The following is a 24,747-nucleotide window of genomic DNA, read 5'->3' as shown; positions in this document are numbered from 1 at the left end:
TGGTTTTCGCCGGTGACCGGCCAAAACCGCACCGAAGTCTGTCTTAGTCTGTGTCGCGTGATGATTTCACGGCGCGACGTGTTCAAACTCGCCGCGGCGGTGCCCGCGGCGGCGGGCCTGGGTGCCGGCGTTTCGGCGCTGCTCGCTGCGGTCGCCGAGGCGGCGCCGCTGGGTATTCTGCTGGACTATTCGGCCGGGGTCTTGCCTGCCGATGCGATCAAGGCGTCCGGTGCTGCGGGAGCTATCCGCTATGTGTCGGACCGTCGGCCGGGCGCTGACTGGATGCTCGGCAAGCCGATTCAGTTGGCCGAGGCGCGTGAGCTGCAGGACAACGGACTCACGGTCGTCTCCTGCTACCAGTTCGGCAAGCAGGCGACCGCAGACTGGCTGGGTGGCCAGGACGCCGGTGTGGACCACGCCAAACGTGGCGCACAGTTGCACACGGCGGCCGGCGGCCCGGACAGTGCTCCGATCTACGCCTCTATCGACGACAACCCGTCCTACGAGCAGTACACCGAGCAGGTCGCTCCTTACCTGCGGGGATGGCAGTCGGTGATCGGGCCGGAGCGCACCGGCGTGTACGCCAACTCCAAGACCATCGAGTGGGCGCTGCAGGACGGTCTGGGCTCGTGCTTCTGGCAACACAATTTCGGTTCACCCGGCGGAATCGCGCATCCGGCGGCCAACCTGCATCAGGTGGAGATCGATAGGCGCACTGTCGGCGGCGTTGGTGTGGACATTAACGAGATCCTGGCGCCCCAGTTCGGTCAGTGGGTCTGACGGGAGCGCGGGGCGTGGCCCGTCCAGCAAACTGACGCCGGATCAGGCCGCCCAGGGCGGGGTTCGCCGCACTCGTTCGACCTTGGAGCCTTGGGCGTCGCCAAAGCCAGTTGGCCTGGCTGATTCAAACATAACGATTAGGTAACAATGCAGCCTTGATCTGCGTTGTTATGGCTACTCGACCGTAACCCCACGCATGCAGGACGTTTGTCCCGGATCGTTCCAACCGTCGTCGAGCCCCGTGATATCGGGGGCTGGGTTACCCGAGCGTAGAACTCATCAGTAACCAATTTGCTGCGGAAACGGCACAGGTTCTTATGACACTCTTACGGCTGAAGCGCGGCCGCGAACACGCGAGAACCCGCAGTTAGGCCGGCTATCCCGGCGGGCGTCGATGACGACGCGACGTTAACCAGGGCAGGGGAGATATATAACGTGACGATCCACGAACACGACCGGGTTTCCGCCGAGGGTGCAGGCTCGGGGCGGTTCGTCAGTGCCTCCTCCGCTCTGGTGGATCGGTTGACGGACGGCGAGCCGTACGCGGTCGCCTTCGGTGGACAGGGCAGTGCCTGGTTGGAGTCGCTCGAGGAGCTGGTGTCTTCGGCCGGCATCGAGACGGAACTGGCCACCTTGGCCGGTGAGGCTGATCTGCTCCTCGAGCCGATCGCCAAGGAACTTGTGGTGGTGCGGCCCATCGGCTTCGAGCCGCTGCAATGGGTGCGGGCGCTGGCGGCCGAGGACCCGATCCCGTCGGCCAAGCAGCTGACCTCGGCCGCGGTGTCGGTGCCAGGTGTCCTGTTGACCCAGATCGCTGCGATGCGGGCGCTGCAGCGCCAGGGGCTGGACCTGTCGACCACTCCGCCGGTAGCCGCTGCCGGGCACTCGCAGGGCGTCCTTGCCGTCGAATCGCTGAAGGCCGGCGGCGCCAACGACGTGCAGCTGCTCGCGATCGCCCAGCTGGTGGGTGCGGCCGGAACCCTGGTGGCCCGTCGTCGCGGCATTTCGATCCTGGGGGACCGCCCGCCGATGGTGTCGGTCACCAATGTCGACCCGGAGCGCATCCGGCAACTGTTGGACGAGTTCGCCCAAGACGTGCGCACGGTGCTTCCGCCGGTGCTGTCCATCCGCAACGGTCGGCGCGCGGTGGTGATCACCGGGACCCCTGAGCAGCTGTCGCGCTTCGAGCTGTACTGCGATCAGATCGCCGAGAAAGAGTCCGCCGAGCGCAAGAACAAGCTGCGTGGCGGCGCGGTCTTCGCTCCGGTCTTCGAGCCGGTGCAGGTGGAGGTCGGTTTCCACTCGCCGCGGCTGTCCGATGGAGTCGAGATCGTTGCGCAGTGGGCCGCCAAGGTGGGCCTTGATGTGGAGCTGACTCGCCGGCTGGCCGAATGGATCTTGGTGAGGCAGGTCGACTGGGTCGACGAGGTCACCGCGCTGCATGAGGCGGGTGCCCGCTGGATTCTGGATCTGGGCCCCGGCGACATCCTGACCCGGCTGACCGCGCCGGTGATCCGCGGCCTGGGCGTCGGGATCGTGCCGGTGGCCACCCGTGGTGGTCAGCGCAACCTGTTCACCATCGGCGCCGTCCCGGAGGTCGCCCGTCCGTGGACGAGTTACGCCCCGTCGGTGGTCGCGCTGCCCGACGGCCGGGTCAAGCTCGACACCAAGTTCACCCGGCTGACCGGCCGCTCACCGATCCTGCTGGCCGGCATGACGCCGACCACCGTCGACGCCAAGATCGTCGCCGCGGCCGCCAACGCCGGGCACTGGTCTGAGCTGGCCGGCGGTGGGCAGGTCACCGAGGAGATCTTCAACGACCGGGTTGCCGAACTCACCACGCTGCTCGAGCCGGGTCGCACCGTCCAGTTCAACTCGCTGTTCCTGGACCCCTATCTGTGGAAGCTGCAGGTCGGCGGAAAGCGGTTGGTGCAGAAGGCACGTCAGTCCGGCGCCCCGTTCGACGGGCTGGTGGTCAGTGCCGGCATCCCCGAGCTGGAAGAGGCCGTCGAGCTGATCGCCGAGCTCAACGAATCCGGCATCAGCCACGTGGTGTTCAAGCCCGGCACCGTCGAGCAGATCCGGTCGGTGATCCGTATCGCCGCCGAGGTCCCCACCACGCCGGTGATCGCGCACGTCGAGGGTGGCCGCGCCGGTGGCCACCACTCCTGGGAAGACCTCGACGACCTGCTGCTGGCGACCTACTCCGAGCTGCGCTCGCAGCCCAACATCACGCTGTGCGTCGGCGGTGGAATCGGCACTCCCGAGCAGGCCGCCGAGTACCTGTCCGGCCGGTGGTCGCAGCAGCACGGCTTCCCGTTGATGCCCGTTGACGGCATCCTGGTCGGTACCGCGGCGATGGCCACCCTGGAGGCCACCACGTCGCCGGCCGTGAAGCAGATGCTGGTCGACACCAAGGGCACCGACCACTGGATCGGCGCCGGAAAAGCCCAGGGCGGCATGGCTTCCTCGCGCAGCCAGCTCGGCGCCGACATCCACGAGATCGACAACGTCGCCTCACGGTGCGGCCGGCTGCTCGACGAGGTCGCCGGTGACGGCGAGGCCGTCGCAGCACGCCGCGACGAGATCATCGCCGCGCTGGCCGACACCGCCAAGCCCTACTTCGGTGATGTCACCGAGATGACGTACGCGCAGTGGCTGCGCCGCTACGTGGAACTGGCCATCGGCGCGGGCGACTCGACCGCGGACACCGCCTCACCGGACAGTCCGTGGCTGGCCGACACCTGGCGGGAGCGGTTCGGTTCGATGCTGCAGCGCGCCGAGGCGCGGCTCAACGAGCTCGAGTCCGGGCCGATCGAGACGCTGTTCACCGAGGCCGAAGGATCGATCCTGGAGCGCCCCGACGAGGCCATCGCCGCGCTGTTGGCCCGCTACCCGGAGGCCGAGACGGTTCGCCTGCACCCGGCCGACGCGCCGTTCTTTAACCAGCTCTGCAAGACGCCGGGCAAGCCGGTCAACTTCGTACCGGTGATCGACAAGGACGTGCGCCGCTGGTGGCGCAGTGACTCGCTGTGGCAGGCGCACGACGCTCGCTACTCCGCCGAGCAGGTCTGCATCATTCCGGGCATCACCGCCGTCGCGGGCATCACCCGGGTCGACGAGCCGGTCGGCGAGCTGCTGGACCGCTTCGAACAGGCGGCAGTCGACCAGGTGCTCGCCACCGGGGTGGAACCCACTCCGGTCACTGCGCGCCGTCAGGGCCGCACCGACGTCACCGGCCCGCTGGCCGTGCTGCTCGATGCCCCCGACGTGCTGTGGGCCGGTCGCACTGCCACCAACCCGGTGCACCGGATCGCCGACCCCGCCGAGTGGCAGGTGCACGAGAACCGCACTGCTACCCACCCGTCGACCGGGGCTCGTCTAGAAGTCGCCTCGGATTCGAACGTCGTGCTCAGCGTGCCGCTGTCCGGTGTGTGGATCAACATTCGTTTCACCCTGCCGGCAGCCGTCGTCGACGGAGCCACCCCGCTGGTGTCCACCGAGGACGCCGCCGCCGCGATGCGCGCGGTGCTGGCCATCGCCGCCGGTGTCGACGGCCCGCAGGCCCTGCCGCCGGTGCACGACGGCACGGCCACCGTCACCGTGGAATGGAACCCCGAGCAGGTCGCCGACCACACCGGAGTGACCGCAACGTTCGGCGCACCGCTGGCGCCGGGACTGTCCACCGTGCCCGACGCACTGGTCGGCCGATGCTGGCCGGCGGTGTTCGCCGCCATCGGCTCGGCCACCACCGACGCCGGGTTCCCGGTTGTTGAGGGTCTGCTGTCCCTGGTGCACCTGGACCACGCGGCGCAGCTGCTGGCCGCTTTGCCGGCTGAGCCGGCCGAATTGACCGTCACCGCAACGGCGTCCGCGGCCACCGACACCGAGGTCGGCCGCGTCGTCCCGGTGTCCGTCACGGTCGCCGCGGCCGACGGCACCGTGCTGGCCACCCTGGAGGAGCGCTTCGCGATCCGCGGGCGCACCGGCGCCGCGGAACTGACCGACCCGGTCCGGGCCGGCGGCGCGGTCTCCGACAACGCCACCGACACGCCGCGCCGCCGTCGGCGCGACGTCACCGTGACCGCGCCAGTGGACATGCGGCCGTTCGCGGCGGTCTCGGGTGACTACAACCCGATTCACACCGACCGGGCCGCGGCACTGCTGGCCGGCCTGGAATCGCCGATCGTGCACGGCATGTGGCTCTCGGCCGCGGCCCAGCATGTGGTGACCGCTACCGATGGACAGGCCCGCCCGCCGGCGCGGCTGGTCGGCTGGACGGCGCGGTTCCTGGGCATGGTCAAGCCCGGCGATGATGTCGACTTCCGGGTGGACCGGGTCGGAATCGACCTGGGTGCAGAGGTTCTGGAGATCAGCGCGCGGATCGGCTCCGACCTGGTGATGTCGGCGACCGCCCGGCTGACCGCCCCCAAGACCGTCTACGCGTTCCCGGGTCAGGGCATCCAGCACAAGGGCATGGGCATGGAGGTTCGGGCCCGCTCCAAGGCCGCTCGCAAGGTCTGGGACTCCGCGGACAAGTTCACCCGCGACACCCTGGGCTTCTCGGTGCTGCACGTGGTGCGCGACAACCCGACCAGCCTGATCGCCTCCGGCGTGCACTACCAGCACCCCGACGGCGTGCTGTACCTGACGCAGTTCACTCAGGTGGCGATGGCTACCGTGGCGGCCGCGCAGGTCGCCGAGATGCGCGAGCAGGGCGCCTTCGTCGAAGGAGCGATCGCCTGCGGTCACTCCGTCGGCGAGTACACCGCGCTGGCCTGCGTCAGCGGCGTCTACGAGCTGGAAGCGCTGCTGGAGGTGGTGTTCCACCGCGGCTCGAAGATGCACGACATCGTGCCGCGTGACGCCATGGGACGGTCCAACTACCGGCTGGCCGCCATCCGGCCGTCGCAGATCGACCTCGACGATGCCGATGTCACCGCGTTCGTCGCCGAAATCTCCGAGCGCACCGGGGAATTCCTGCAGATCGTCAACTTCAACCTGCGCGGCTCGCAGTACGCGATCGCCGGCACGGTGGCCGGTCTGGAGGCCCTGGAGGCCGAGGTCGAGCGGCGCCGCGAGATCAGCGGTGGTAAGCGCTCGTTCATCCTGGTGCCCGGCATTGACGTGCCGTTCCACTCGAGCGTATTGCGTATCGGTGTGGACGACTTCCGGCGTTCGCTGGAGCGGGTCATGCCGCGCGGCCAGGACCCGGCGCTGATCGTCGGCCGCTACATCCCCAACCTGGTGCCCAAGCCGTTCACCCTGGACCGGGAGTTCATCCAGGAGATTCGCGACCTGGTGCCGGCCGAGCCCCTCGATGAGGTGCTGGCCGACTACGACACCTGGCGTAACGAGAAGCCCGCCGAGCTGTGCCGGAAGATCGTCATCGAGTTGCTGGCTTGGCAGTTCGCCAGCCCGGTGCGCTGGATCGAGACCCAGGACCTGCTGTTCATCGAGCAGGCTGCCGGCGGGTTGGGCGTGGAGCGGTTTGTCGAGATCGGGGTGAAGACCGCCCCGACGGTCGCCGGGTTGGCCACCAACACACTCAAGTTGCCCGAGTTCGCCCACAGCACGGTGGAAGTGCTCAACGCTGAGCGGGATGCCGCGGTGCTGTTTGCCACCGACACCGACCCCGAGCCGGAAGAGGAAACGGCGCCCGTCGAGGCCTCGGCGGAGGCCGCCCCGGCCGAGGCGGCGGCCCCGGCACCAAGATGCGCATCGACCAGATCGAGGCGCTGGACTCCATCGAGTCCATCACCGACGGCGCGTCCTCGCGGCGTAACCAGCTGCTGGTGGACCTGGGTTCGGAGCTGAACCTGGGCGCCATCGACGGCGCCGCCGAAGCCGACCTGTCCGGGCTGAAGTCGCAGGTGACCAAGCTGGCGCGCACCTACAAGCCCTACGGCCCGGTGTTGACCGACGCGATCAACGACCAGCTCCGCACCATTCTCGGACCGTCCGGCAAGCGGCCCGGCGCCATTGCCGAACGGGTCAAGAAGACCTGGGAGCTCGGTGACGGCTGGGCCAAGCACGTCACCGTCGAGGTGGCGTTGGGCACCCGCGAAGGCACCAGCGTCCGGGGCGGCGCCCTGGGTGGGTTGCACGAAGGTGCCCTGGCCGACGCCGCGGCCGTCGACAAGGCGATCGATGCGGCTGTTCAGGCCGTCGCGGCGCGCCGCGGCGTCGCGGTCAGCCTGCCGTCGGTGGGCGGTGGCGGCGGTGCGACCGTGGACGCCGCCGCGCTGGGCGAGTTCACCGCGCAGATCACCGGCCGCGACGGTGTGCTCGCCTCGGCGGCTCGGCTGGTGCTGGGTCAGCTCGGGTTCGACGACGCCGTGAGTGCCCCGGCGGGCGCCACCGACAGCGAGCTGATCGACCTGGTGACCGCCGAATTGGGTTCGGACTGGCCGCGTCTGGTGGCGCCGTCGTTCGACGGCCGCAAAGCGGTGCTGTTCGACGACCGTTGGGCCAGTGCCCGCGAGGATCTGGTCAAGCTGTGGCTGGTCGACGAGGGCGACATCGACGCCGACTGGACTCGCCTCGCCGAGCGTTTCGAGGGTGCCGGCCACGTGGTCGCCACCCAGGCGTCCTGGTGGCAGGCCCGGTCGCTGGCCTCCGGCCGGCAGATTCACGGCTCGTTGTACGCCCGGATCGCCGCCGGCGCGGAGAACCCGGGCCGGGGCCGCTACAGCGACGAGGTAGCGGTGGTGACCGGTGCCTCCAAGGGCTCGATCGCCGCATCGGTGGTCGGGCAGCTGCTCGACGGCGGCGCGACCGTCATCGCCACCACGTCTCGACTCGACGACGAACGGCTGAGCTTCTACCGCAACCTGTACCGCGACCACGCTCGGTTCGGTGCTGCGCTGTGGGTGGTGCCCGCCAACATGGCGTCCTACTCCGACATCGACGCACTGGTCGAGTGGGTCGGAACCGAGCAGACCGAAAGCCTTGGGCCGCAGTCGATCCACCTCAAGGATGCGCAGACCCCGACACTGCTGTTCCCGTTCGCCGCTCCGCGGGTCACCGGCGATCTGTCGGAGGCCGGTGCGCGCGCCGAGATGGAGATGAAGGTCCTGCTGTGGGCGGTGCAGCGCCTTATCGGCGGCCTGTCCAAGATCGGCGCCGAGCGCGACATCGCCTCTCGGTTGCATGTGGTGCTGCCCGGTTCGCCCAACCGCGGCATGTTCGGCGGCGACGGCGCCTACGGCGAGGCCAAGGCGTCGCTGGACGCGCTGGTGTCACGGTGGAAGGCCGAGACCTCGTGGGCGTCGCGGGTCAGCCTGGCCCACGCCCTGATCGGCTGGACTCGCGGCACCGGGTTGATGGGCCACAACGACGTCATCGTCGACGCGGTCGAGGAAGCCGGTGTCACCACCTACTCGACCGAGCAGATGGCGGCCATGCTGCTGGCGCTGTGCAACGTCGAGTCCAAGGTGGCCGCGGCCAACGCCCCGATCGAAGCCGACCTGACCGGTGGCCTGGCCGAGGCGAACCTGGACATGGCCGAGCTGGCCGCCCGGGCTCGTGAGGAGATGACATCGGAGGCCGCTCAAGACGACGACGAGCCGGCGGAGGGAACCATCGCCGCGCTGCCGTCACCGCCGCGCGGCCACACCCCGGCGCCCCCGCCGGCCTGGGATGACCTCGACGTCGACCCGGCCGACCTGGTGGTCATCGTCGGTGGCGCCGAACTGGGCCCGCTGGGCTCGTCGCGCACTCGCTTCGAGATGGAGGTCTCCGGCGAGCTGTCGGCCGCCGGGGTGCTCGAGCTGGCCTGGACCACCGGCCTGGTCAAGTGGGAAGACGACCCGACCCCGGGTTGGTATGACACCGCGACCGGTGAGCTGGTGGACGAGGCCGAGCTGGTGGAGCGCTACCACGACACCGTGGTGGAACGGGTCGGTGTTCGTGAGTTCGTCGATGACGGCGCGATCGACCCCGACCACGCCTCACCGCTGCTGGTCAGTGTGTTCCTGGACAAGGACTTCTCGTTCGTGGTCTCCAGCGAGGCCGACGCACGCGCGTTCGTCGAGTTCGACCCCGAGCACACCGTGGTGCGCCCGGTGCCGGACTCCTCGGACTGGCAGGTGATCCGCAAGGCGGGCACCGAGATTCGGGTGCCGCGCAAGAGCAAGCTGTCGCGCACGGTGGGTGCTCAGATCCCGACCGGGTTCGACCCCACGGTGTGGGGGATCAGCCAGGACATGGCCACCTCCATCGACCGGGTGGCACTGTGGAACATCGTTGCGACCGTGGACGCGTTCCTGTCGGCGGGCTTCACCCCGACCGAGCTGATGCGCTGGGTGCACCCCTCACTGGTGGCCAGCACTCAGGGCACCGGCATGGGTGGCATGACCTCGATGCAGACCATGTACCACGGCAACCTGCTCGGGCGGGCCAAGCCCAACGACATCCTGCAGGAAGTTCTGCCCAACGTCGTTGCCGCGCATGTGGTTCAGAGCTACGTCGGGTCCTACGGCGCGATGATCCACCCGGTGGCCGCCTGTGCCACCGCGGCGGTCTCGGTCGAGGAGGGCGTCGACAAGATCCGCCTCGGCAAGGCCGAGCTGGTGGTCACCGGCGGCTACGACGACCTGACCCTGGAGGCCATCATCGGCTTCGGTGACATGGCTGCCACCGCCGACACCGAGATGATGCGCGCCAAGGGCATCAGCGATTCGAAGTTCTCCCGCGCCAACGATCGGCGCCGGTTGGGCTTCGTCGAGGCCCAAGGCGGCGGCACCATTCTGCTGGCCCGCGGCGACCTGGCCGCCAAGATGGGCCTGCCGGTTCTGGCGGTGGTGGCCTACGCGCAGAGCTTCGCCGACGGCGTGCACACCTCGATCCCGGCTCCGGGCCTGGGCGCCCTGGGCGCGGGTCGGGGCGGCAAGGACTCGATGCTGGCCCGTTCGCTGGCCAAGCTGGGCGTGGGCGCCGACGACATCGCGGTGGTTTCCAAGCACGACACCTCGACGTTGGCCAACGACCCCAACGAGACCGAGCTGCACGAGCGGCTGGCCGACTCGCTGGGCCGCTCCGACGGTGCGCCGCTGTTCGTGATCAGCCAGAAGAGCCTCACCGGGCACGCCAAGGGCGGCGCGGCGGTCTTCCAGATGATGGGCCTGTGCCAGGTGCTGCGCGACGGGGTCATCCCGCCCAACCGCAGCCTGGACTGCGTCGACGACGAGCTGGCCACCGCCGGGCACCTGGTGTGGGTCCGCGAGACGCTGGAGCTAGGGGAGAAGTTCCCGCTCAAGGCCGGATTGGTCACCAGCCTCGGCTTCGGCCACGTGTCCGGTCTGGTCGCCCTGGTGCACCCGGCGGCGTTCCTGGCGGCGCTGGACCCAAGTCAGCGCGAGGCGTACCAGGAGCAGGCCTCTGGGCGCGTGCTGGCCGGTCAGCGGCGGCTCGCCTCGGCGATCGCCGGCGGCAAGCCGATGTATGAGCGGCCCGCCGACCGGCGCTTCGACCATGACACTCCGGAGAAGCGTCAAGAGTCGGCAATGCTGCTCAACCCGGCGGCACGGCTCGGCGACGGCGACGTTTACATCGGATAGCGTCGCCGGGTATGAGCATCGTTGGTGTCGGGATCGATCTGGTGTCGATTCCCGACTTCGCCGAGCAGGTCGACCAACCCGGGACGGTGTTCGCCGAGACGTTCACCCCCGGGGAGCGGCGTGACGCCTCCGACAAGAGTTCGTCGGCGGCGCGGCACCTGGCGGCCCGGTGGGCGGCCAAGGAGGCGGTGATCAAGGCGTGGTCGGGGTCGCGGTTCGCGCAGAAACCGGTGTTGCCGGAGGCGATTCACCGCGACATCGAGGTGGTGACCGACATGTGGGGCCGGCCGAAGGTGCGGCTCTCCGGTGAGATCGCGCAGCATCTGGCCGATGTGACGATCCACGTGTCGCTGACCCACGAGGCCGACACTGCCGCCGCCGTTGCCATCCTCGAGATCAATTGACGCCGAGCAGTCGTGAAAGCTCCCAAAATGGGGCGTCGTAGGGTGCTTTCATGTCTGCTCGTCATATGGAACTGATCCAACGGGTCCGCGACGTCTTGCCGTCGGTGCGGGCTGACCTGGAGGACCTGGTGCGCATCGAGTCGGTGTGGGCCGACCCGGCGCGGCGCCCCGAGGTGCACCGCAGCGCCCAGCGCGTCGCGGACCTACTGGGTCAGGCCGGTTTTCCGCAGGTGCAGATCGTCGCCGAAGGCGGTGCGCCGGCGGTCATCGCGCACTATCCGCCGCCCCCGGGTGCACCGACCGTGTTGCTCTACGCCCACCATGACGTGCAGCCCGAAGGCGACGCACGCCAGTGGGATTCACCGCCGTTCGAGCCCACCGAACGCGACGGGCGCCTCTACGGCCGCGGCACCGCCGACGACAAGGCCGGTATCGCAACACATCTGGCGGCATTCCGGGCGCACGGTGGCCATCCGCCGGTCGGCGTGACGGTCTTCGTCGAAGGCGAAGAGGAGTCCGGATCACCGTCGCTGGGGGCGCTGCTCGCCGCGCACCGCCAAGCGCTGCAGGCCGATGTGATCGTGATCGCCGACTCCGACAACTGGAGCGCCGAGATTCCGTCACTGACGGTGTCGTTGCGCGGGCTGGCCGACTGCGTAGTGGAAGTCGCGACGCTGGACCACGGTCTGCACTCGGGGCTGTGGGGCGGCGTGGTGCCCGACGCGCTGACCGTCCTGGTCCGACTGCTGGCCAGCCTGCACGACGACGACGGCAACGTCGCGGTCGCCGGGCTTCACGAAAGCACCGCCGCGCCAGTCGATTACCCGCCGGATCGGGTGCGCGCCGACACCGGGTTGCTGGACGGGGTGGCCGAGATCGGCTCCGGCTCGGTGCCGCAACGGATGTGGGCCAAGCCGGCGATCACCGTCATCGGGATCGACACCACGAGCATTGCCGCATCGTCGAACACGCTGATTCCCCGGGCCCGCGCCAAGGTCAGCATGCGGGTGGCCCCCGGCGGGGACGCCGCCGCCCACCTGGACGCGCTCACCGCGCACCTGCAGCAGCACGCCCCGTGGGGAGCGCAGGTGACCGTCACCCCGGGCGACGTCGGTCAGCCCTACGCCATCGACGCCACCGGCCCGGTGTACGACGCCGCCAGGGCCGCGTTCGCCCAGGCGTGGGGCACCGAACCCATCGACATGGGCATGGGCGGCTCCATCCCGTTCATCGCCGAGTTCGCCGCCGCCTACCCCCAGGCGACCATCCTGGTCACCGGAGTGGAAGATCCCGGCACACAGGCGCACAGCATCAACGAGAGCCTGCACCTGGGAGTGCTGGAACGCGCCGCTACCGCCGAAGCACTGCTGCTGGCGAAGCTGGGCGGTCAGCCTGCCTGATGATCGCTGGCCCGCCGCAATTGCCGCAGACCGTGCCCGATGCGGTACGGCAGCTGGCCGGGGACGACGATCCACGCCCGGTGTGGCTCAACGAGGTCGGCGGCACCACGTTCGAGGTCGACGGCGCCACTGGCCATCGCTTCATCAAGTGGTCGCCGATCGACAGCGGTATCGACCTGTCTGCCGAGGTGGCGCGACTGCGGTGGGCGCTCGGCTACACGCCGGTGCCGCGCGTACTCGATCACGGTGGCAACGACGAAGGACAGTGGCTGGTCACCGCGGCACTGCCCGGCACGAATGCGGTCGCGGCGCGGTGGATCGCCGACCCGCTCCCGGCAGTGACGGGCATTGGACAGGGACTGCGGGCGCTGCACGACGCCCTGCCGGTGGCGACATGCCCGTTTGACTGGAGCGCCGAGGGGCGGGTTGAGGACGCCAACCGTCGTTCCGGTCAACATAATCCGGGTGAGTGGCCTGCGGAGTTCACCGGCCTCACCGTCGCGCAGGCGTTGCAGCGAGTGGCCGATCCGCCCCCGGTTGACCGGCTGGTGGTGTGCCACGGTGATGCCTGCGCGCCGAACACCTTGCTGAACGACGACGGGCACCCCACCGGGCATGTCGACCTCGGCGAACTCGGGATTGCCGACCGCTGGGCCGATCTGGCGGTCGCCACCTGGAGTACCGAATGGAACTACGGTGCCGACTGGACCGATGTGCTCCTCGACGCCTATGGAGTCCGACGAGACCAAGAGCGCATCGACTACTACCGGCTGCTGTGGACCCTCGGTCCCTGACCGTGGAAAGCTATGTGCCGTACTGCAACCACAGCGGTAGTGCGGTATTGAGGCGCTGCATGAACTTGATCAGACCGATCCGATACTGCCCAGAGCCGAATGAGTCGATTCCGTACTCGGGGAACGCAATCCCGACTCCGAACAGTCCCGGAGCAAGGATCCCGTTCACCGGATCGTATTCCAGCTCGCCCCACTGTGGGGTTGCGGGCAGCTGCCGTCGGCTGAACCCGACGGTGTAGACAACGTGACTACAGGCTTGGAGCTGCTCGGAGAACTCTTTGTCGTCTACCCGATACCGTTCCAGGCGCTCGGGGTAGGTCCCGTCGATGTTCTCCCGGGCCCACGTTGCGGCATTTCCCTTCAGGCCGGTGTCGTCGAACAGAATCTGATCACCCAGGTAGACAGCGTATTTGGTTGGGCTCCGGTAAAAGTTGATGACCTTCTGGGCTCCTGTGTTCAACAGGTTGGGCAGTGCCACCATCGATGAGTGTGACGAACCGAAGACGGCCACCGTGGCGTCATCCGACACCAGCTGTCCGAGCTTGTCGGGGTTCAGCGCCACCTCGATCGGAATCTCCTCCAGGTTAGGATGATAAAGCTTCTTGGGCACCGAACCGACAGCCAGAATCACGTTCTTCGCTTCGATCTCGGCGTCGCCGGTGCTCACCAGCCACTGGCGGTTGCGGAGTGTGAGCTGTGTTGCCACCGCCCGAATGGACGTGACCCGCTCTGTCAGGTGTTCCGAGATCCATACCAGCGGATCGGCAACGAGGCCGAGCGGGCAGGTTTGGCCGGGATCGACGTCGGTCAGCTCAAAGTGCGGCGCTTCGGCGAAGCGGAACGACGGTGAGCCGTTCAAATAGTCGAGGAACAGCGACACATGGGTGTTGCCCGGGACGGCGCGCCATTTGGTGCCGACATCACCGGCGGCAAAGTCAGGGTCGATCCAGGCGATCTGGTCCCCGGGGACGCCATGGTCGAGTAGCCGGCCCACCGCGGCAATTCCAGCGGGACCCGCTCCGATCACTGCCCAGCTGTGCCCAGTCATCTTCCTGCCTTCCAACGGGATAGGAGGCGCGCCGCCTTGGTCGCTCGGTCGGAGGCGCCACCCAAGCCCGACCGTTGGGAACAATGGTCCACCCGACGGCGCGGGCGTGGTATCGGGGTTGTCCTTATCAGGTCACAAGACCTGATTGTGAGCTGTGGTCAGCGCCCATCTGCTGCCGCCTCCAGCGCAGCGATGTCGAGCTTGCGCCTGGGTGTCGAACCACAAACTCGTCCGAATGACAGGCATGAGCTGCTCCTTCTCGGGCGGCGGGGGTCAGACCGACAGATCGCGCCGCAGCTTCGCGACATGCCCGGTGGCCCGCACGTTGTATTGGGCCTCGGCGATCTTGCCCTGCTCGTCGACGACGAACGTCGAACGAATGACGCCCTGCACGGTCTTGCCGTACATCTTCTTCTCGCCGTAGGCGCCCCAAGCCGCCAACACTGACCGGTCCGGATCGGACAGCAGCGGGAAGGTCAATCCCTCGGTGTCGCGGAATTTGGCCAGTTTGGCGGGTTTGTCGGGGGAGATGCCGACGACGTCGAGCCCGGCGTCGTTGAACTCGCGCAGGTTGTCCCGGAAGTCGCAGGCCTGCTTGGTGCAGCCGGGGGTCGACGCTGCCGGGTAGAAGTAGACGACAACCCGTCGTCCCCGGAAGTCGGCCAGTGACACGGTGTTGCCGTCGGCGTCGGGAAGGCTGAACGCGGGCGCTTCATCGCCGGGCGCCAGGCGTGCGGTGTCGGTCACTGAAAAGCCCCTTTCTGCTCGCCGGAGCGTGAGGTCCACCCCGGCTGCTCTAGGGTAGTTCGACAGGGGCAGCATCGGACAGGGAGGACGACAGTGGCGGAACGCGATCCCGACACGATCAAGAAGGACATCGATCAAGCCCGCGAGCAGCTGGCTTCGACGGTCGATATTCTCGCGGACCGGGCTAACCCCCGTCACCTGGCCGATCGCGCCAAGGCCCGGGCGGTCGAAATCGTCACAAAGCCTGCGGTGATGGCTTCGCTGGCGGGCGTCGGTGGACTGATTCTCGTCCTGGCGATTCGCCGAATCCGCAACCGCTGAGGTCCCCGCGCGCACCCGCGCGAAAATTGGGTCTGGTGGCGTGACGCCGCCGGGGTGAAGATATTTCGGTGCGCGCCCAACAGCCCCCGGCTCCGCGTCCTGACCCGATCGGCTACACGCTCAAACGGCTGGTGCTGGGGCGGCCGCTGGTCACCGGTGCGCTTCGCTCCGAGCGGTTATCGAATCCGGTTGCACTAGGAGTACTTTCACCCGACGCGATTTCCTCGAACGCCTATGGTGTCGAAGAGATCCTGATCGAGCTGCTGCCGTTCGCCGGCCTGGCCGCCTTCGCACTGCTGCTGCCCATCACCGGCGTGGTGCTGCTGATCCTGGTGCTGGTCACTGCGTCGTATCGCCAGGTGGTGATGACCTACACCCGGGCCGGCGGCTCCTACATCGTCTCGCGGGAGAACTTCGGCCCCCGGGTGGCGCAGGTCGCCGCCGCGGCGCTGCTCATCGACTACGTGGTGACCGTCGCCGTGCAATCCGCGGCCGGCACCGTCGCCGTCGTCTCGGCGATCCGCCCACTGGGGCCCTACAGCCTGGAGATCACCGTCGCGGTGGTGATCGTGATGTGTTACGCGAACTTGCGCGGTGTGCGAGAAGCCGGTCGGACGTTCGCGATACCGACCTACTTTTTCGTGGGCATGCTCGGGCTGATGATCATCGCCGGTGTAGTGCGCGAGATCTTCTGGGGTCTACCGGTTTACGACGCGGAGCACCTCCCCGGAGCGGTGCCGGTCCATCAAGGCAACGGGCTGATCATGGGGGCGACGGTCCTGGTCGTGCTGCGCGCATTCGCCAACGGCGGGTCGTCGCTAACCGGTGTGGAAGCCATCTCCAACACCGTCAGCGTCTTCCAAAAACCACAGGGTGAAAATGCCCGACGAGTGCTCACCACAATGGCGTGCATCCTGGGCTTCCTGCTGGCCGGGGTCACCTACCTCGCCTACCGCACCCACACCCCGCCGTATGCGATCGGATATCCCTCGGTGCTGTCCCAGGTGGCCCGGGCGGTGTTCGGCGCCGGCTGGGTGGGGCAGGTCCTGTACTTCCTGGTGCAGACGGCGACGGCGTTGATCCTGTTCACCGGCGCGAACACCAGCTTCAACGGGTTTCCGATGCTGGCCAGCTTCGTCGCCGAAGATCGCTTCCTGCCCCGCCAGTTGACCAAGCGCGGGCATCGGCTGGTTTTTTCCAACGGGATCATCGTGCTCACCGTCCTGGCGGTGACTCTGCTGGTGGTCACCGGTGGCTCGGTCAACGCGCTGGTGCCGTTCTACGCGATCGGGGTGTTCACCGGATTCGCGATGGCCGGCTACGGCATGGCCAAACATCATGTGACGCATCGGGAATCAGGGTGGCGGTACAAGCTCGCCATCAACTTCTCGGCGGGCCTGCTGTCCACCGTGGTGGTGGGGATCTTCGCGGTGGCGAAGTTCACCGAGGGAGCCTGGTTGGTCGTCGTGGTGTTCCCGCTACTGGTGGTGGTGCTGATCCGGCTCAACCGGGAGTACCGGGCCGAGGCCGCGATCCTGGAGCGATTCCGCACCAACCGGGCCGACGTCGTCAAATACGCCCGGCACCGGGTAATGGTCTTCGTGCATTCGCTGGACCTGGCGGTAATCGAAGCCCTGCGCTACGGCAAAGGGCTCTACGCCGACGACCTGGTCGCGGTGCACCTGGTGGTCGACGCCGCCCACGCTGCGTTGTTGCAGCAGCGCTGGGAGTACTACGGGCTGGACACCCCGCTGCGGGTGGTCGACTGCCCGGACCGCCGGCTGACCCGTACCGCCCAGCAGCTGGTCGACACTGCGCGTGCCCAATATCGGGACTGCCACGTGACGGTGTTGCTGCCCCGGCGCACCTATGCGCCGTTGTTGGGGCGTCTGCTGCACGATCGCACCGCCGACAAGATCGCCAAGGCCGTGAGCCTGGTTCCCGACGCGGCGGCGACGATCGTGCCCTACGACGTGCAGTCGCGCGTGCGGCAGGCCTTCCCGGATCTGTTCGAACAGCGCGTTGTGCGCGAGGTCGGGAAACTGCAGCGGTGGGTGGCGCGCCACGACCAGCAGGACGTGGACCGCTACGAGCATCCGGCGCCGCCACCGAACGCCATCGCGGTGGACGCCCTCATCGTTGGTCAGCTGTCTACGGTCGAGGGGCGGGTCAACGAGGTCGACGACACCCTCAGCCGCGGCAAGCCGGTCCGTGTGGCGGTGGTCGGGGATGGCACCGGTGAGCTGCGCGCGACCTTTCATGCGGGGCGGGGCGACGACATCAGCCCCGGTGACGTGGTTGCTCTCACGGGCAAGGCGCGCCGGAATGGCAACGGACCGGTGTACATGTCCGATCCGAGTTATCGGATTATTGGGGCGACGGAAGAGTCGACAGCGTCGCAATAGGACGAAATGGCCGATCTGAGTGCGCCGTCAGGGTTTCGAACCCCGGACCCGCTGATTAAGAGTCAGCTGCTCTACCAACTGAGCTAACGGCGCCGTGCGGTCAAGAACCGCGAAAGAGACAATAACAGGCGCCGCGCCGGGAGAGGAAATCGCGACGTCAGAGCGGTCTTCGGGACGGCACAGCGGCAGTCTCGATTACCCACTAGACTCCCTGCGAGCAGCATCAGCACGGTCAGGTGGGAAAAGCATGGGGCAGGTTGGTTTGGCGGCACGCTGCCGGGGGTTCGGGTCCCGGGCAGTGGCATTGCTGATGGTTCCGGCCGCGGTAATGAGCTTGAGTGCGTGCGGTAATAATGCCGACGCCGAAGCGGCCAACATCATCACCGACAAGGGCACCCCCTTCGCTGACCTGTTGATTCCCAAGGTCACTGCGTCGGTCACCGACAAGGCTGTCGGTGTCGCGGTGGACGCGCCGGTGACGGTGGTCGCCGAGGACGGCGTGCTCGATTCGGTCACCATGGTCAACGAGTACGGCGCCGTCGTCGACGGCAAGCTCAGTGCCGACGGGTTGACTTGGGCGACATCCGAGCAGCTCGGCTACAACAAGCGCTACACAGTGGACGCGAAGGCGCTGGGCCTCGGTGGCGTGACCAGTCGGCAGATGACGTTTCAGACGCACTCGCCGCAGAACCTGACCATGCCCTACGTCATGCCGCGCGACGGCGAGGTTGTCGGCGTCGGTCAGCCGGTAGCGATTCGTTTCGACGAGAACATCGTTGACCGCGAGGCCGCCGAGAAAGCGATCACCATCACCGCCGAACCTCCGGTGGCGGGCGCGTTCTACTGGCTGAACAATCGCGAGGTGCGCTGGCGCCCCCAGGCCTTCTGGAAGCCCGGCACCAACGTCGACGTACAGGTCAACACCTACGGGGTGGACCTGGGCAACGGGGTCTACGGGCAGGACAACGCGGCCAGCCACTTCGTCATCGGGGACGAGGTGATCGCGACCGTCGACGACGACACCAAGTCGATGGTGGTGCGCATCAACGGCGAAGTGGTCAAGACCATGCCAGTGTCGATGGGCAAGGAAAGTACCCCGACCAACAACGGCACTTATATCGTCGGGGAGCGTTTCGCGCACATCGTCATGGACTCGTCGACCTACGGGGTGCCGGTCAACTCGCCCAACGGGTATCGCACCGATGTCGACTGGGCCACCCAGATCTCCTACAGCGGTATTTTCGTGCACTCGGCCCCGTGGTCGGTCGGTGCTCAGGGCTATTCCAACACCAGCCACGGCTGCATCAACGTCAGCCCCAGCAACGCGCTGTGGTTCTACGACCATGTCAAGCGCGGCGACGTGGTGCAGATCAACAACACCAGCGGCTCACTGCTGCCCGGCACCGAGGGCCTCGGCGACTGGAACGTGCCGTGGTCGCAGTGGCAGGCCGGCAACGCCAACGATCCGGTGCGTTGACGCGGTAGGCGGCGTCTGGCCGGCGGCGGTTAGGCTTCCTCGCGCAGGTACTCCTCGTTGCCGTTGGGATAACCCCCGCCGAATGTGGTGATGTGCACGTGGTCGTAGTGGCCGTTGCCGCGACCGCTGGGCCCGGCCGGCGTGTAGTAGGTGCCGCGCCAGATTGCGTCCTGCATGGCGAATCGACCGGCGTTCTGGCTGACGTAGGCGACGATCTGGTCTCCCAACGCGATGCCCTCCGGGCTGCCGGGGTTGGGGATCATCACGTCGATGGCCAAGCCGGAGGGATGCCAGCGCTGGCCGTCGGGACGCACTCCGATCATGTCGTGAATCTGCGGGAACGCTTCGCTGATGTCGCGCGCGACGAGGATTGTCTTGACCTGCATGCCGTGCTCGTTGGCGATCCCCGGCGGCAGCGCGCGCGGCGCCGGCATGGACCAATTGGTCACCAGATCGGGTGCCGGCGGCCCCCAGTCCTGGGGAGGGGGCGGAATGTCCTCCGGCGGCGGAGGCGGTCCGTCTTCGGGTGATGCGCAGATTTATTAGTCCTTGCGTGAGCACGCAGGGAACCGTAACCAAAACGTTACCTCGACATCAACCCGCCGCGCGGAAAGGCGCGCCTCAAATGGATGCCTAGCGGTTCGGCAATCGTGGGTTGAGCAGCCGTCACAGCAGGTCAGCTCGATGATGGGCGCCGGTCGTCTCGAACGTGGATGTGCGGGTGTTCGCTCGCTCACTAAGCCCCGAACGCGGCGGCGATTGCCGAGACCACATCGCGTTCTGGAAACCTTGCTGGGCGCCGGACGAATTCCTGGCAATCCCTGAGCATTCCCTGTGTGATTGCTAGGGTCGTCGGCAGTCTCGCGCAAACTCCGACGAGGGAATCAGACGTGACAAAGATGAAGCGGTTTCTCTGTGGTGCGTCCGTCGCCGGCCTGGTTGCCGGAACGGGGGCGGTGGTCGGGACGCAGCCGGGGCTGTCCGCGCTGACCGCCGATTGGATGCTTGCCGCCGAGCACGTGCTGCTGATCGGTACCGACGGCACCAACTTGGACAAGATCCTGGAGTACGCCTACAACCAAGACAGCGGCTTCAAAACCGCGATGGACCAAGGCATTACCGGAACCGCGAGCCTGACCAACCACACCACCTTCTCCGGCCCGTCGTGGACGACGATCCTCACCGGAGTCTGGGACGACAAGCACGGCGTGACCAACAACCTGTTCAGCCCCGAGCCGTACAACCTGTGGCCGACGGTGTTCAACCTGCTCGAGTACTACAAGCCAGAGATCAACACCACCGTGATCGCCGACTGGGACTACATCAACGACATCGCTGCGGCGGGCGGCTATCCGGTCGACAACAACATCTTCGTCCCCTTTGAGACCAACTGGGCCGACGCCGACGCGCTGGTCACCGCCCAGACCATCGCCCAGATTTTGGCGACCGCGGACAATCCGGACGACATCTCGAGCTTCCTGTTCTCCTACCAAGTGCAGGTCGACGAGGCCGGGCACGGATTCGGTGGCGGGTCGGCCGAATACGCCCAAGCGGTCGTGAATGTCGGCGCCAACATCCAGCAGATCTTGGCCGCGGTAGCGCAGGTCAAGGCGATCACCGGTGACGACTGGTCGATCATCATCACCACCGATCACGGACACCAGCAGTCGCACGACATCCTGGGGCACGGTTTCCAGTCGCCCAACGAGACATCGTCTTTCGTCATCTTCGATCAGGCCGGTGATCACGCGACCGACGGCAGTCAGAACCTGAACTACTCCACGGTGGACATCACGCCGACGATCTTGTCGCTGTTCGGGGTCCCGCTGCGGTCGGACTTCGACGGCGTCTCGATGGTCAATGACCCCACCATCTTGAACAGCATCGTCTCACCGGCCGACCTCAAGCAGGCGCTCCTCGATGCGCTCGCGATGTATGGCTATCCGAATATCGGCAACGAGATCGCGCTGGCCATCCGCACGGTGGTCACCTCCATTCCCTATGGGCTCAATCTGGTCGTCACCGAGATCGACAAGCTCTTGCAGTCGATCGTCGATCAGGACATCTTCCTGGTCAGTGGACTGGCTCAATTTGCCCAGCAGATCAACGATTTCGTGGGCGGTCTGGTGGTCGACACCAGCGTTGCGCTGGCTCGGGGCGTCGCGTACCTGACCGGATCGGGAGTCATCGCGCCGACCGACCCGCCGTTGCCGGGTGCCTCCGAATTCTCCGACCCCTGGGGGCTGCTCACGGGGGACAGCAACCTTTTTGCGTCCGACCATTCGCTAGTGGGATTCGAATTGCCCTGGCTGCTGGACGCCGAATAGGTCGCGGCGGCGCGAGGCTGATCCACGGCCACGGGTGACACCAATCCGGCAAGTTAGGGTACCCTAATTTCATGCCTACAACATGGATGGACACCCTGATACACCAGGTGCGGCGGGTCGGCGACTTCCCTTTTCCGCACCAGGCCGCCTTCGTACTGGACAATCCGATTCACCGACGCCTGGTCAATCCTGGTGGCGTGGTCGAGCAGCTAACGCTTCGCGGAGATGAACGAGTGCTAGAGATCGGACCTGGTCCGGGGATCTTCAGTATCGAGATCGCCCGCCGGCTGCCGACCGGCCACCTCGACCTTTTCGACGTCCAACCGCAGATGCTCGACAAGGTGAAGCAAAAAGTTGACGCTGCCGGCTACCGGAATGTGCAGTTTCACTCGGGTGACGCCAGTGATGGGCTTCCCTTCCCCGACAACACTTTTGATGTTGCGTTTCTGGCTAGCGTGCTCGGCGAGGTTCCGGACAAAGCGGCGTGTGCGGTGTCATTGCAGAAGGTGATCAAGCCGGGTGGGCGGCTGGTCTTCCAGGAGATCTTCCTCGACCCCGATCGACTGAGCGTCGCCGAACTATGTGCTCTGTTCGAACCCAGGGGCTTTGAGCTCAAGTCGACGACGGGAACCCGGTGGCGAGACATCGTGGAGTTCACCCGGGGTAAGGCCGCATAGGCTGCACGACGGCTTATCGCCTGTTGTCTCCAGCTGGCAAAGGCGCATACGTCTGCGGCCTTCGCGCTGGCGCGACAGTGGCGGGCGTGGCCATCTGCAAGAACGCAGAAGGTGGGAGGGCAAAAATGCCCTCCCACCTGTTGGGGTGGCTGACGGGACTCGAACTCCCGTGGGCTACGCGAGCAGCCATTTCCGTAAGATACGGAATCATGCCGCTGACCAGGCGATTGGGCACCTTTTCAGGCGAGTGTCGAGGTATCCGCAAGGCATGGATTGGGGGCGGTTATTGGATGGCGTATTGGATGGAGCCGCGCAGCGGCGAACAGGCGTTCGAAAATGGATTACCAGCGCCGTGTGGGCGGGATGATCAGCCGAAGTCCAGCAGGGCAGCAGCAGCGTCGTCGGACTTCTTGGTGACGTGGGTGTAGATGTCCAGGGTGATTCGGACGGACTCGTGCCCGAGCCGTTCGCTGACCGTCTTCGGGTCGGTGCCCTCGCTGATGAGGATGGTCGCGACCGAGTGCCGCACCTCGTGCAGGTGGATGGTCGGCAGCGCCTCGACGCCGAGGTCTTTCTGTGCCCACTCGACGCGGCGTTGGAACATCTGACTGGTGCTCTGAGGGTTACGGTGCCGCTCCCAGTCGCCGACCATCGGGAACACCCATGCCGAGCCGTGCGCCAGGTTCAGCCCACGCAGCGCCATCAGGGTCTTCCGCCACTCCCGCAACGCTGCGATGGTCGACTCCGAAACGGCGAAGTCCCGCGACTTGCCGTTTTTCGGTTTCTTGGTGTGTCCGGGCTTGTCGACGTTCAGAGTGCGGCGGATGTGCACGCGGCGGTTCTTGAAGTCGATGTCCGACCACCGCAGCGCCAGAATCTCTGACCGTCGCGCTCCGGTTGCGGCGTACATCTTCCACAGCGTGTAGTCGGAGTCCTGGCGGGTATCACGCAACCACACGAGGAACGCCGTCATCTGCTGCTGGTTCCACACCACCATGGTCGGTGCCTGCTCTACGATCTTGGACTTCGGCGGCTTCTTCACCCGCCGTCCCTTGCCGGGGTTATCAAGGATGTGGTGGTCGTCCACCGCTGCGTCGAACAACGCGCCGAGGGTGGTGGCGATCTTCGAAATACTGTTGGCACCCAACGGGTCTGCCTTCGACCACCGCCCAGTCTCTGCGACGTTCAGCGGAGGTTCGGTCTCCATGATCTTGTACAGCTCATTCAGCGTCGTGGTCTTGATCTGGTCTATCGGCTTATCGCCGATGCGAGGGAACACATGCCGCGTCAATTGACGGCGGTACCCACCCACGGTGGACTCACTCAAGGCTAACGAGTTCAGCCACTGCTCACCGAACTCCTGCAACGTAGGGGTTTTCGACCCCACGCGAAGACCTCGGTCGCGCTCACGGAGTGCTTTTGCCTTCGCGTCGTAGGCTGCGCCCTCCGACAGGTGCCCGCCGCTCTCGGCGTACTTGGTGCCCAGCTCGGGACGGTCAGGGTCTTTCGGGACGCGGATGATGTAGCTCCACCGCGTACCGGCCTTGGTCTCGTACTCCCGTACGTGCCCCTCGTCGTGGTAGGAGGCGTTCGAGCGCTTAGCCACGATCCACCGCGCGGAGCCGATATGCCCAGGGCGGCACCTGTTCCCGCCGCCAGGCTTCAATGGCGAACTCATCGCGCTCGGCGGCGACGATAGAGGTGTCCAGCGGGGAGTCGGCGGTCAGCCAGTCCCATACCGAACCGCCAGCAGCAGCGCCACCGGACACCCTCACCGTGTCGTCCACCTCATCGGTGAGGGGCATTAGGAGCGCGGCGGGGGACACCGAAAGCGCAGCGGCGATGGCAACTAAGTCGTCCACGTCGGCGCGACGTGAGCGATTCTCGATGGCGGACAGCGTGTTTCCTGTCATGGGTCGCCCGACCTCGGTCATGCGCGCAGACAGCTCAGCCAAGGTCAGCCCACGGAGCCCACGAAAGCGGGCGATGTTCGCCGCCACGGTGCGCCCGGTTAAACCGACCTCGATAGCTTTCCGTCCCATGACGGCTGATTGTGCCACAGTTTCCCTATCTTCTCGTTCGCTGCCCTCACTCTACCGTAAGATACGGAAGTTATGGTAACATTGCCCGCATGATTGAGAAGCAAGCGGTCATCTCACCGCTCTACAACTTTGCGGAATCTGGCGCTTACCTGCGGAAAACCGCACGGTTCATCCGCAATGAGGTGCACGCCGGACGGCTAACCATCAAGCGGATCGGGCGCACACCGCTGATTCACCGTGACGAACTGGACCGTTGGCTGGAGAACGACGCGCCCAGCGAGACTGGCGATGCCGCCCGTCGTCCTGGCACCGGTCGCGGAAAGAAAAAGGTCTCGGCATGACCGCCGTAACCACCATCCGCGACCACCTGCTCGGATTGAGCACCGCCTTCGCCGAGGGCAACCGCGAGGCAGTGCCCTCCCGCAACATCTGCGATGGGACCGGACAACACTCCGAGGCGTTCACGAGGTTGTGCTGCGGGTGGGTTCGCTGCCAGGAGGCAGCTACCACGATCAACCGCCGGTACTACTCGGACTGGAACAGGGCTGGCGGTGCACTGACCGTGATCGCGCCTGCCGTGCGCGAAACCGCGTTCAACGAACTCGCTGACGTTTGGGCGTCCGTTGTGGAGACCTTCATCGAGGAGGTGACCGATGTGCAGATCAATCGCTGAAGGGGGACGCCGTTGCACCGGTGGATGCGTCACCGCAGAGCAGTTTCTCGCTCGACAGCAGAGAATCCGCGTCTACGACCGTGAGCGGAAAG

General features: G+C 66.7%; 15 protein-coding genes, 1 tRNA gene and 2 pseudogenes. 12 read left to right on the top strand and 6 right to left on the bottom strand.

The window, feature by feature from the left end; genetic code table 11:
- Positions 1–57: 57 nt before the first annotated feature.
- The 5 genes and pseudogenes from BN4346_RS40510 to BN4346_RS40490 all read left to right on the top strand — a co-directional run bounded on the left by BN4346_RS40510 (position 58) and on the right by BN4346_RS40490 (position 12,938).
- Positions 58–780 carry a DUF1906 domain-containing protein gene (locus BN4346_RS40510; protein ID WP_096867567.1) on the top strand — a complete coding sequence of 241 codons (723 nt, stop codon included), beginning with the start codon at positions 58–60 and terminating at the stop codon, positions 778–780.
- 435 nt (positions 781–1,215) lie between these two features.
- Positions 1,216–10,340: pseudogene (locus BN4346_RS40505) on the top strand (fatty acid synthase subunit beta domain-containing protein).
- 11 nt (positions 10,341–10,351) lie between these two features.
- Complete coding sequence (gene acpS / locus BN4346_RS40500) at positions 10,352–10,744, top strand: holo-ACP synthase AcpS (RefSeq protein ID WP_067974987.1); 393 nt, start codon at positions 10,352–10,354, stop codon at positions 10,742–10,744.
- 50 nt (positions 10,745–10,794) lie between these two features.
- Complete coding sequence (locus BN4346_RS40495; protein WP_067974984.1) at positions 10,795–12,144, top strand: dipeptidase; 1,350 nt, start codon at positions 10,795–10,797, stop codon at positions 12,142–12,144.
- Positions 12,144–12,938: an aminoglycoside 3'-phosphotransferase gene (locus BN4346_RS40490; RefSeq protein ID WP_067974981.1), complete on the top strand. Its 795-nt coding sequence runs from the start codon at positions 12,144–12,146 to the stop codon at positions 12,936–12,938. Before BN4346_RS40495 ends, BN4346_RS40490 begins: the two co-directional genes overlap by 1 nt.
- Before the next feature lie 10 nt (positions 12,939–12,948).
- On the opposite strand, the gene BN4346_RS40485 is transcribed toward BN4346_RS40490, so the two are convergent.
- Positions 12,949–13,986, bottom strand: coding sequence for an FAD/NAD(P)-binding protein (locus BN4346_RS40485; RefSeq protein ID WP_078058755.1), 1,038 nt, complete (start codon positions 13,984–13,986; stop codon positions 12,949–12,951).
- 273 nt (positions 13,987–14,259) lie between these two features.
- The gene (gene bcp / locus BN4346_RS40480) at positions 14,260–14,733 is read right to left on the bottom strand and encodes a thioredoxin-dependent thiol peroxidase (protein WP_067974978.1); all 474 of its coding nucleotides are present in this window, start codon (positions 14,731–14,733) and stop codon (positions 14,260–14,262) included.
- 93 nt (positions 14,734–14,826) lie between these two features.
- Here bcp and BN4346_RS40475 point away from each other — a divergent pair, with 93 nt between their 5' ends.
- Both BN4346_RS40475 and BN4346_RS40470 read left to right on the top strand, forming a co-directional pair.
- A complete protein-coding gene (locus BN4346_RS40475) occupies positions 14,827–15,054 on the top strand; it encodes a DUF3618 domain-containing protein (protein WP_067974976.1) in 228 nt (75 codons plus the stop codon).
- 68 nt (positions 15,055–15,122) lie between these two features.
- A complete protein-coding gene (locus BN4346_RS40470) occupies positions 15,123–17,459 on the top strand; it encodes an APC family permease (protein WP_067974973.1) in 2,337 nt (778 codons plus the stop codon).
- Positions 17,460–17,479: 20 nt separating this feature from the next.
- Here BN4346_RS40470 and BN4346_RS40465 read toward each other — a convergent pair.
- Positions 17,480–17,552, bottom strand: a tRNA-Lys gene (locus BN4346_RS40465).
- A gap of 235 nt (positions 17,553–17,787) precedes the next feature.
- Between BN4346_RS40465 and BN4346_RS40460 the strand changes: the two genes are divergently transcribed.
- Positions 17,788–18,936 carry a L,D-transpeptidase gene (locus BN4346_RS40460; RefSeq protein ID WP_407695146.1) on the top strand — a complete coding sequence of 383 codons (1,149 nt, stop codon included), beginning with the start codon at positions 17,788–17,790 and terminating at the stop codon, positions 18,934–18,936.
- Positions 18,937–18,965: 29 nt separating this feature from the next.
- On the opposite strand, the pseudogene BN4346_RS40455 reads toward BN4346_RS40460, so the two are convergent.
- A pseudogene (locus BN4346_RS40455) lies at positions 18,966–19,358 on the bottom strand (hypothetical protein); the annotation flags it as partial.
- A gap of 477 nt (positions 19,359–19,835) precedes the next feature.
- Between BN4346_RS40455 and BN4346_RS40450 the strand changes: the two are divergent.
- Together BN4346_RS40450 and BN4346_RS40445 are read left to right on the top strand one after the other, a co-directional pair.
- The gene (locus BN4346_RS40450; RefSeq protein WP_327344739.1) at positions 19,836–21,263 is read left to right on the top strand and encodes an alkaline phosphatase family protein; all 1,428 of its coding nucleotides are present in this window, start codon (positions 19,836–19,838) and stop codon (positions 21,261–21,263) included.
- Positions 21,264–21,349: 86 nt separating this feature from the next.
- A complete protein-coding gene (locus tag BN4346_RS40445) occupies positions 21,350–21,940 on the top strand; it encodes a class I SAM-dependent methyltransferase (RefSeq protein WP_067974963.1) in 591 nt (196 codons plus the stop codon).
- Positions 21,941–22,307: 367 nt separating this feature from the next.
- On the opposite strand, the gene BN4346_RS40440 is transcribed toward BN4346_RS40445, so the two are convergent.
- Positions 22,308–23,546 carry a tyrosine-type recombinase/integrase gene (locus BN4346_RS40440; protein WP_067974960.1) on the bottom strand — a complete coding sequence of 413 codons (1,239 nt, stop codon included), beginning with the start codon at positions 23,544–23,546 and terminating at the stop codon, positions 22,308–22,310.
- On the bottom strand, positions 23,539–23,982 hold the full coding sequence (locus tag BN4346_RS40435; RefSeq protein WP_078058746.1) for a helix-turn-helix domain-containing protein: 444 nt from the start codon (positions 23,980–23,982) through the stop codon (positions 23,539–23,541). Before BN4346_RS40435 ends, BN4346_RS40440 begins: the two co-directional genes overlap by 8 nt.
- Positions 23,983–24,071: 89 nt before the next feature.
- On the opposite strand from BN4346_RS40435, the gene BN4346_RS40430 reads away from it, so the two are divergent.
- Positions 24,072–24,323 carry a helix-turn-helix domain-containing protein gene (locus BN4346_RS40430; protein ID WP_067974957.1) on the top strand — a complete coding sequence of 84 codons (252 nt, stop codon included), beginning with the start codon at positions 24,072–24,074 and terminating at the stop codon, positions 24,321–24,323.
- Complete coding sequence (locus BN4346_RS40425; protein WP_067974954.1) at positions 24,320–24,655, top strand: hypothetical protein; 336 nt, start codon at positions 24,320–24,322, stop codon at positions 24,653–24,655. The genes BN4346_RS40430 and BN4346_RS40425 overlap by 4 nt, the downstream gene beginning before the upstream one ends.
- Positions 24,656–24,747 lie beyond the last annotated feature (92 nt).

The sequence above is a fragment of the Mycolicibacter icosiumassiliensis genome, assembly GCF_900078685.2.
Lineage (GTDB): Bacteria > Actinomycetota > Actinomycetes > Mycobacteriales > Mycobacteriaceae > Mycobacterium > Mycobacterium icosiumassiliensis.
The sequence above is the reverse complement of the archived record's forward strand: the minus strand, read 5'-3'. Positions and strand labels throughout refer to the sequence as shown.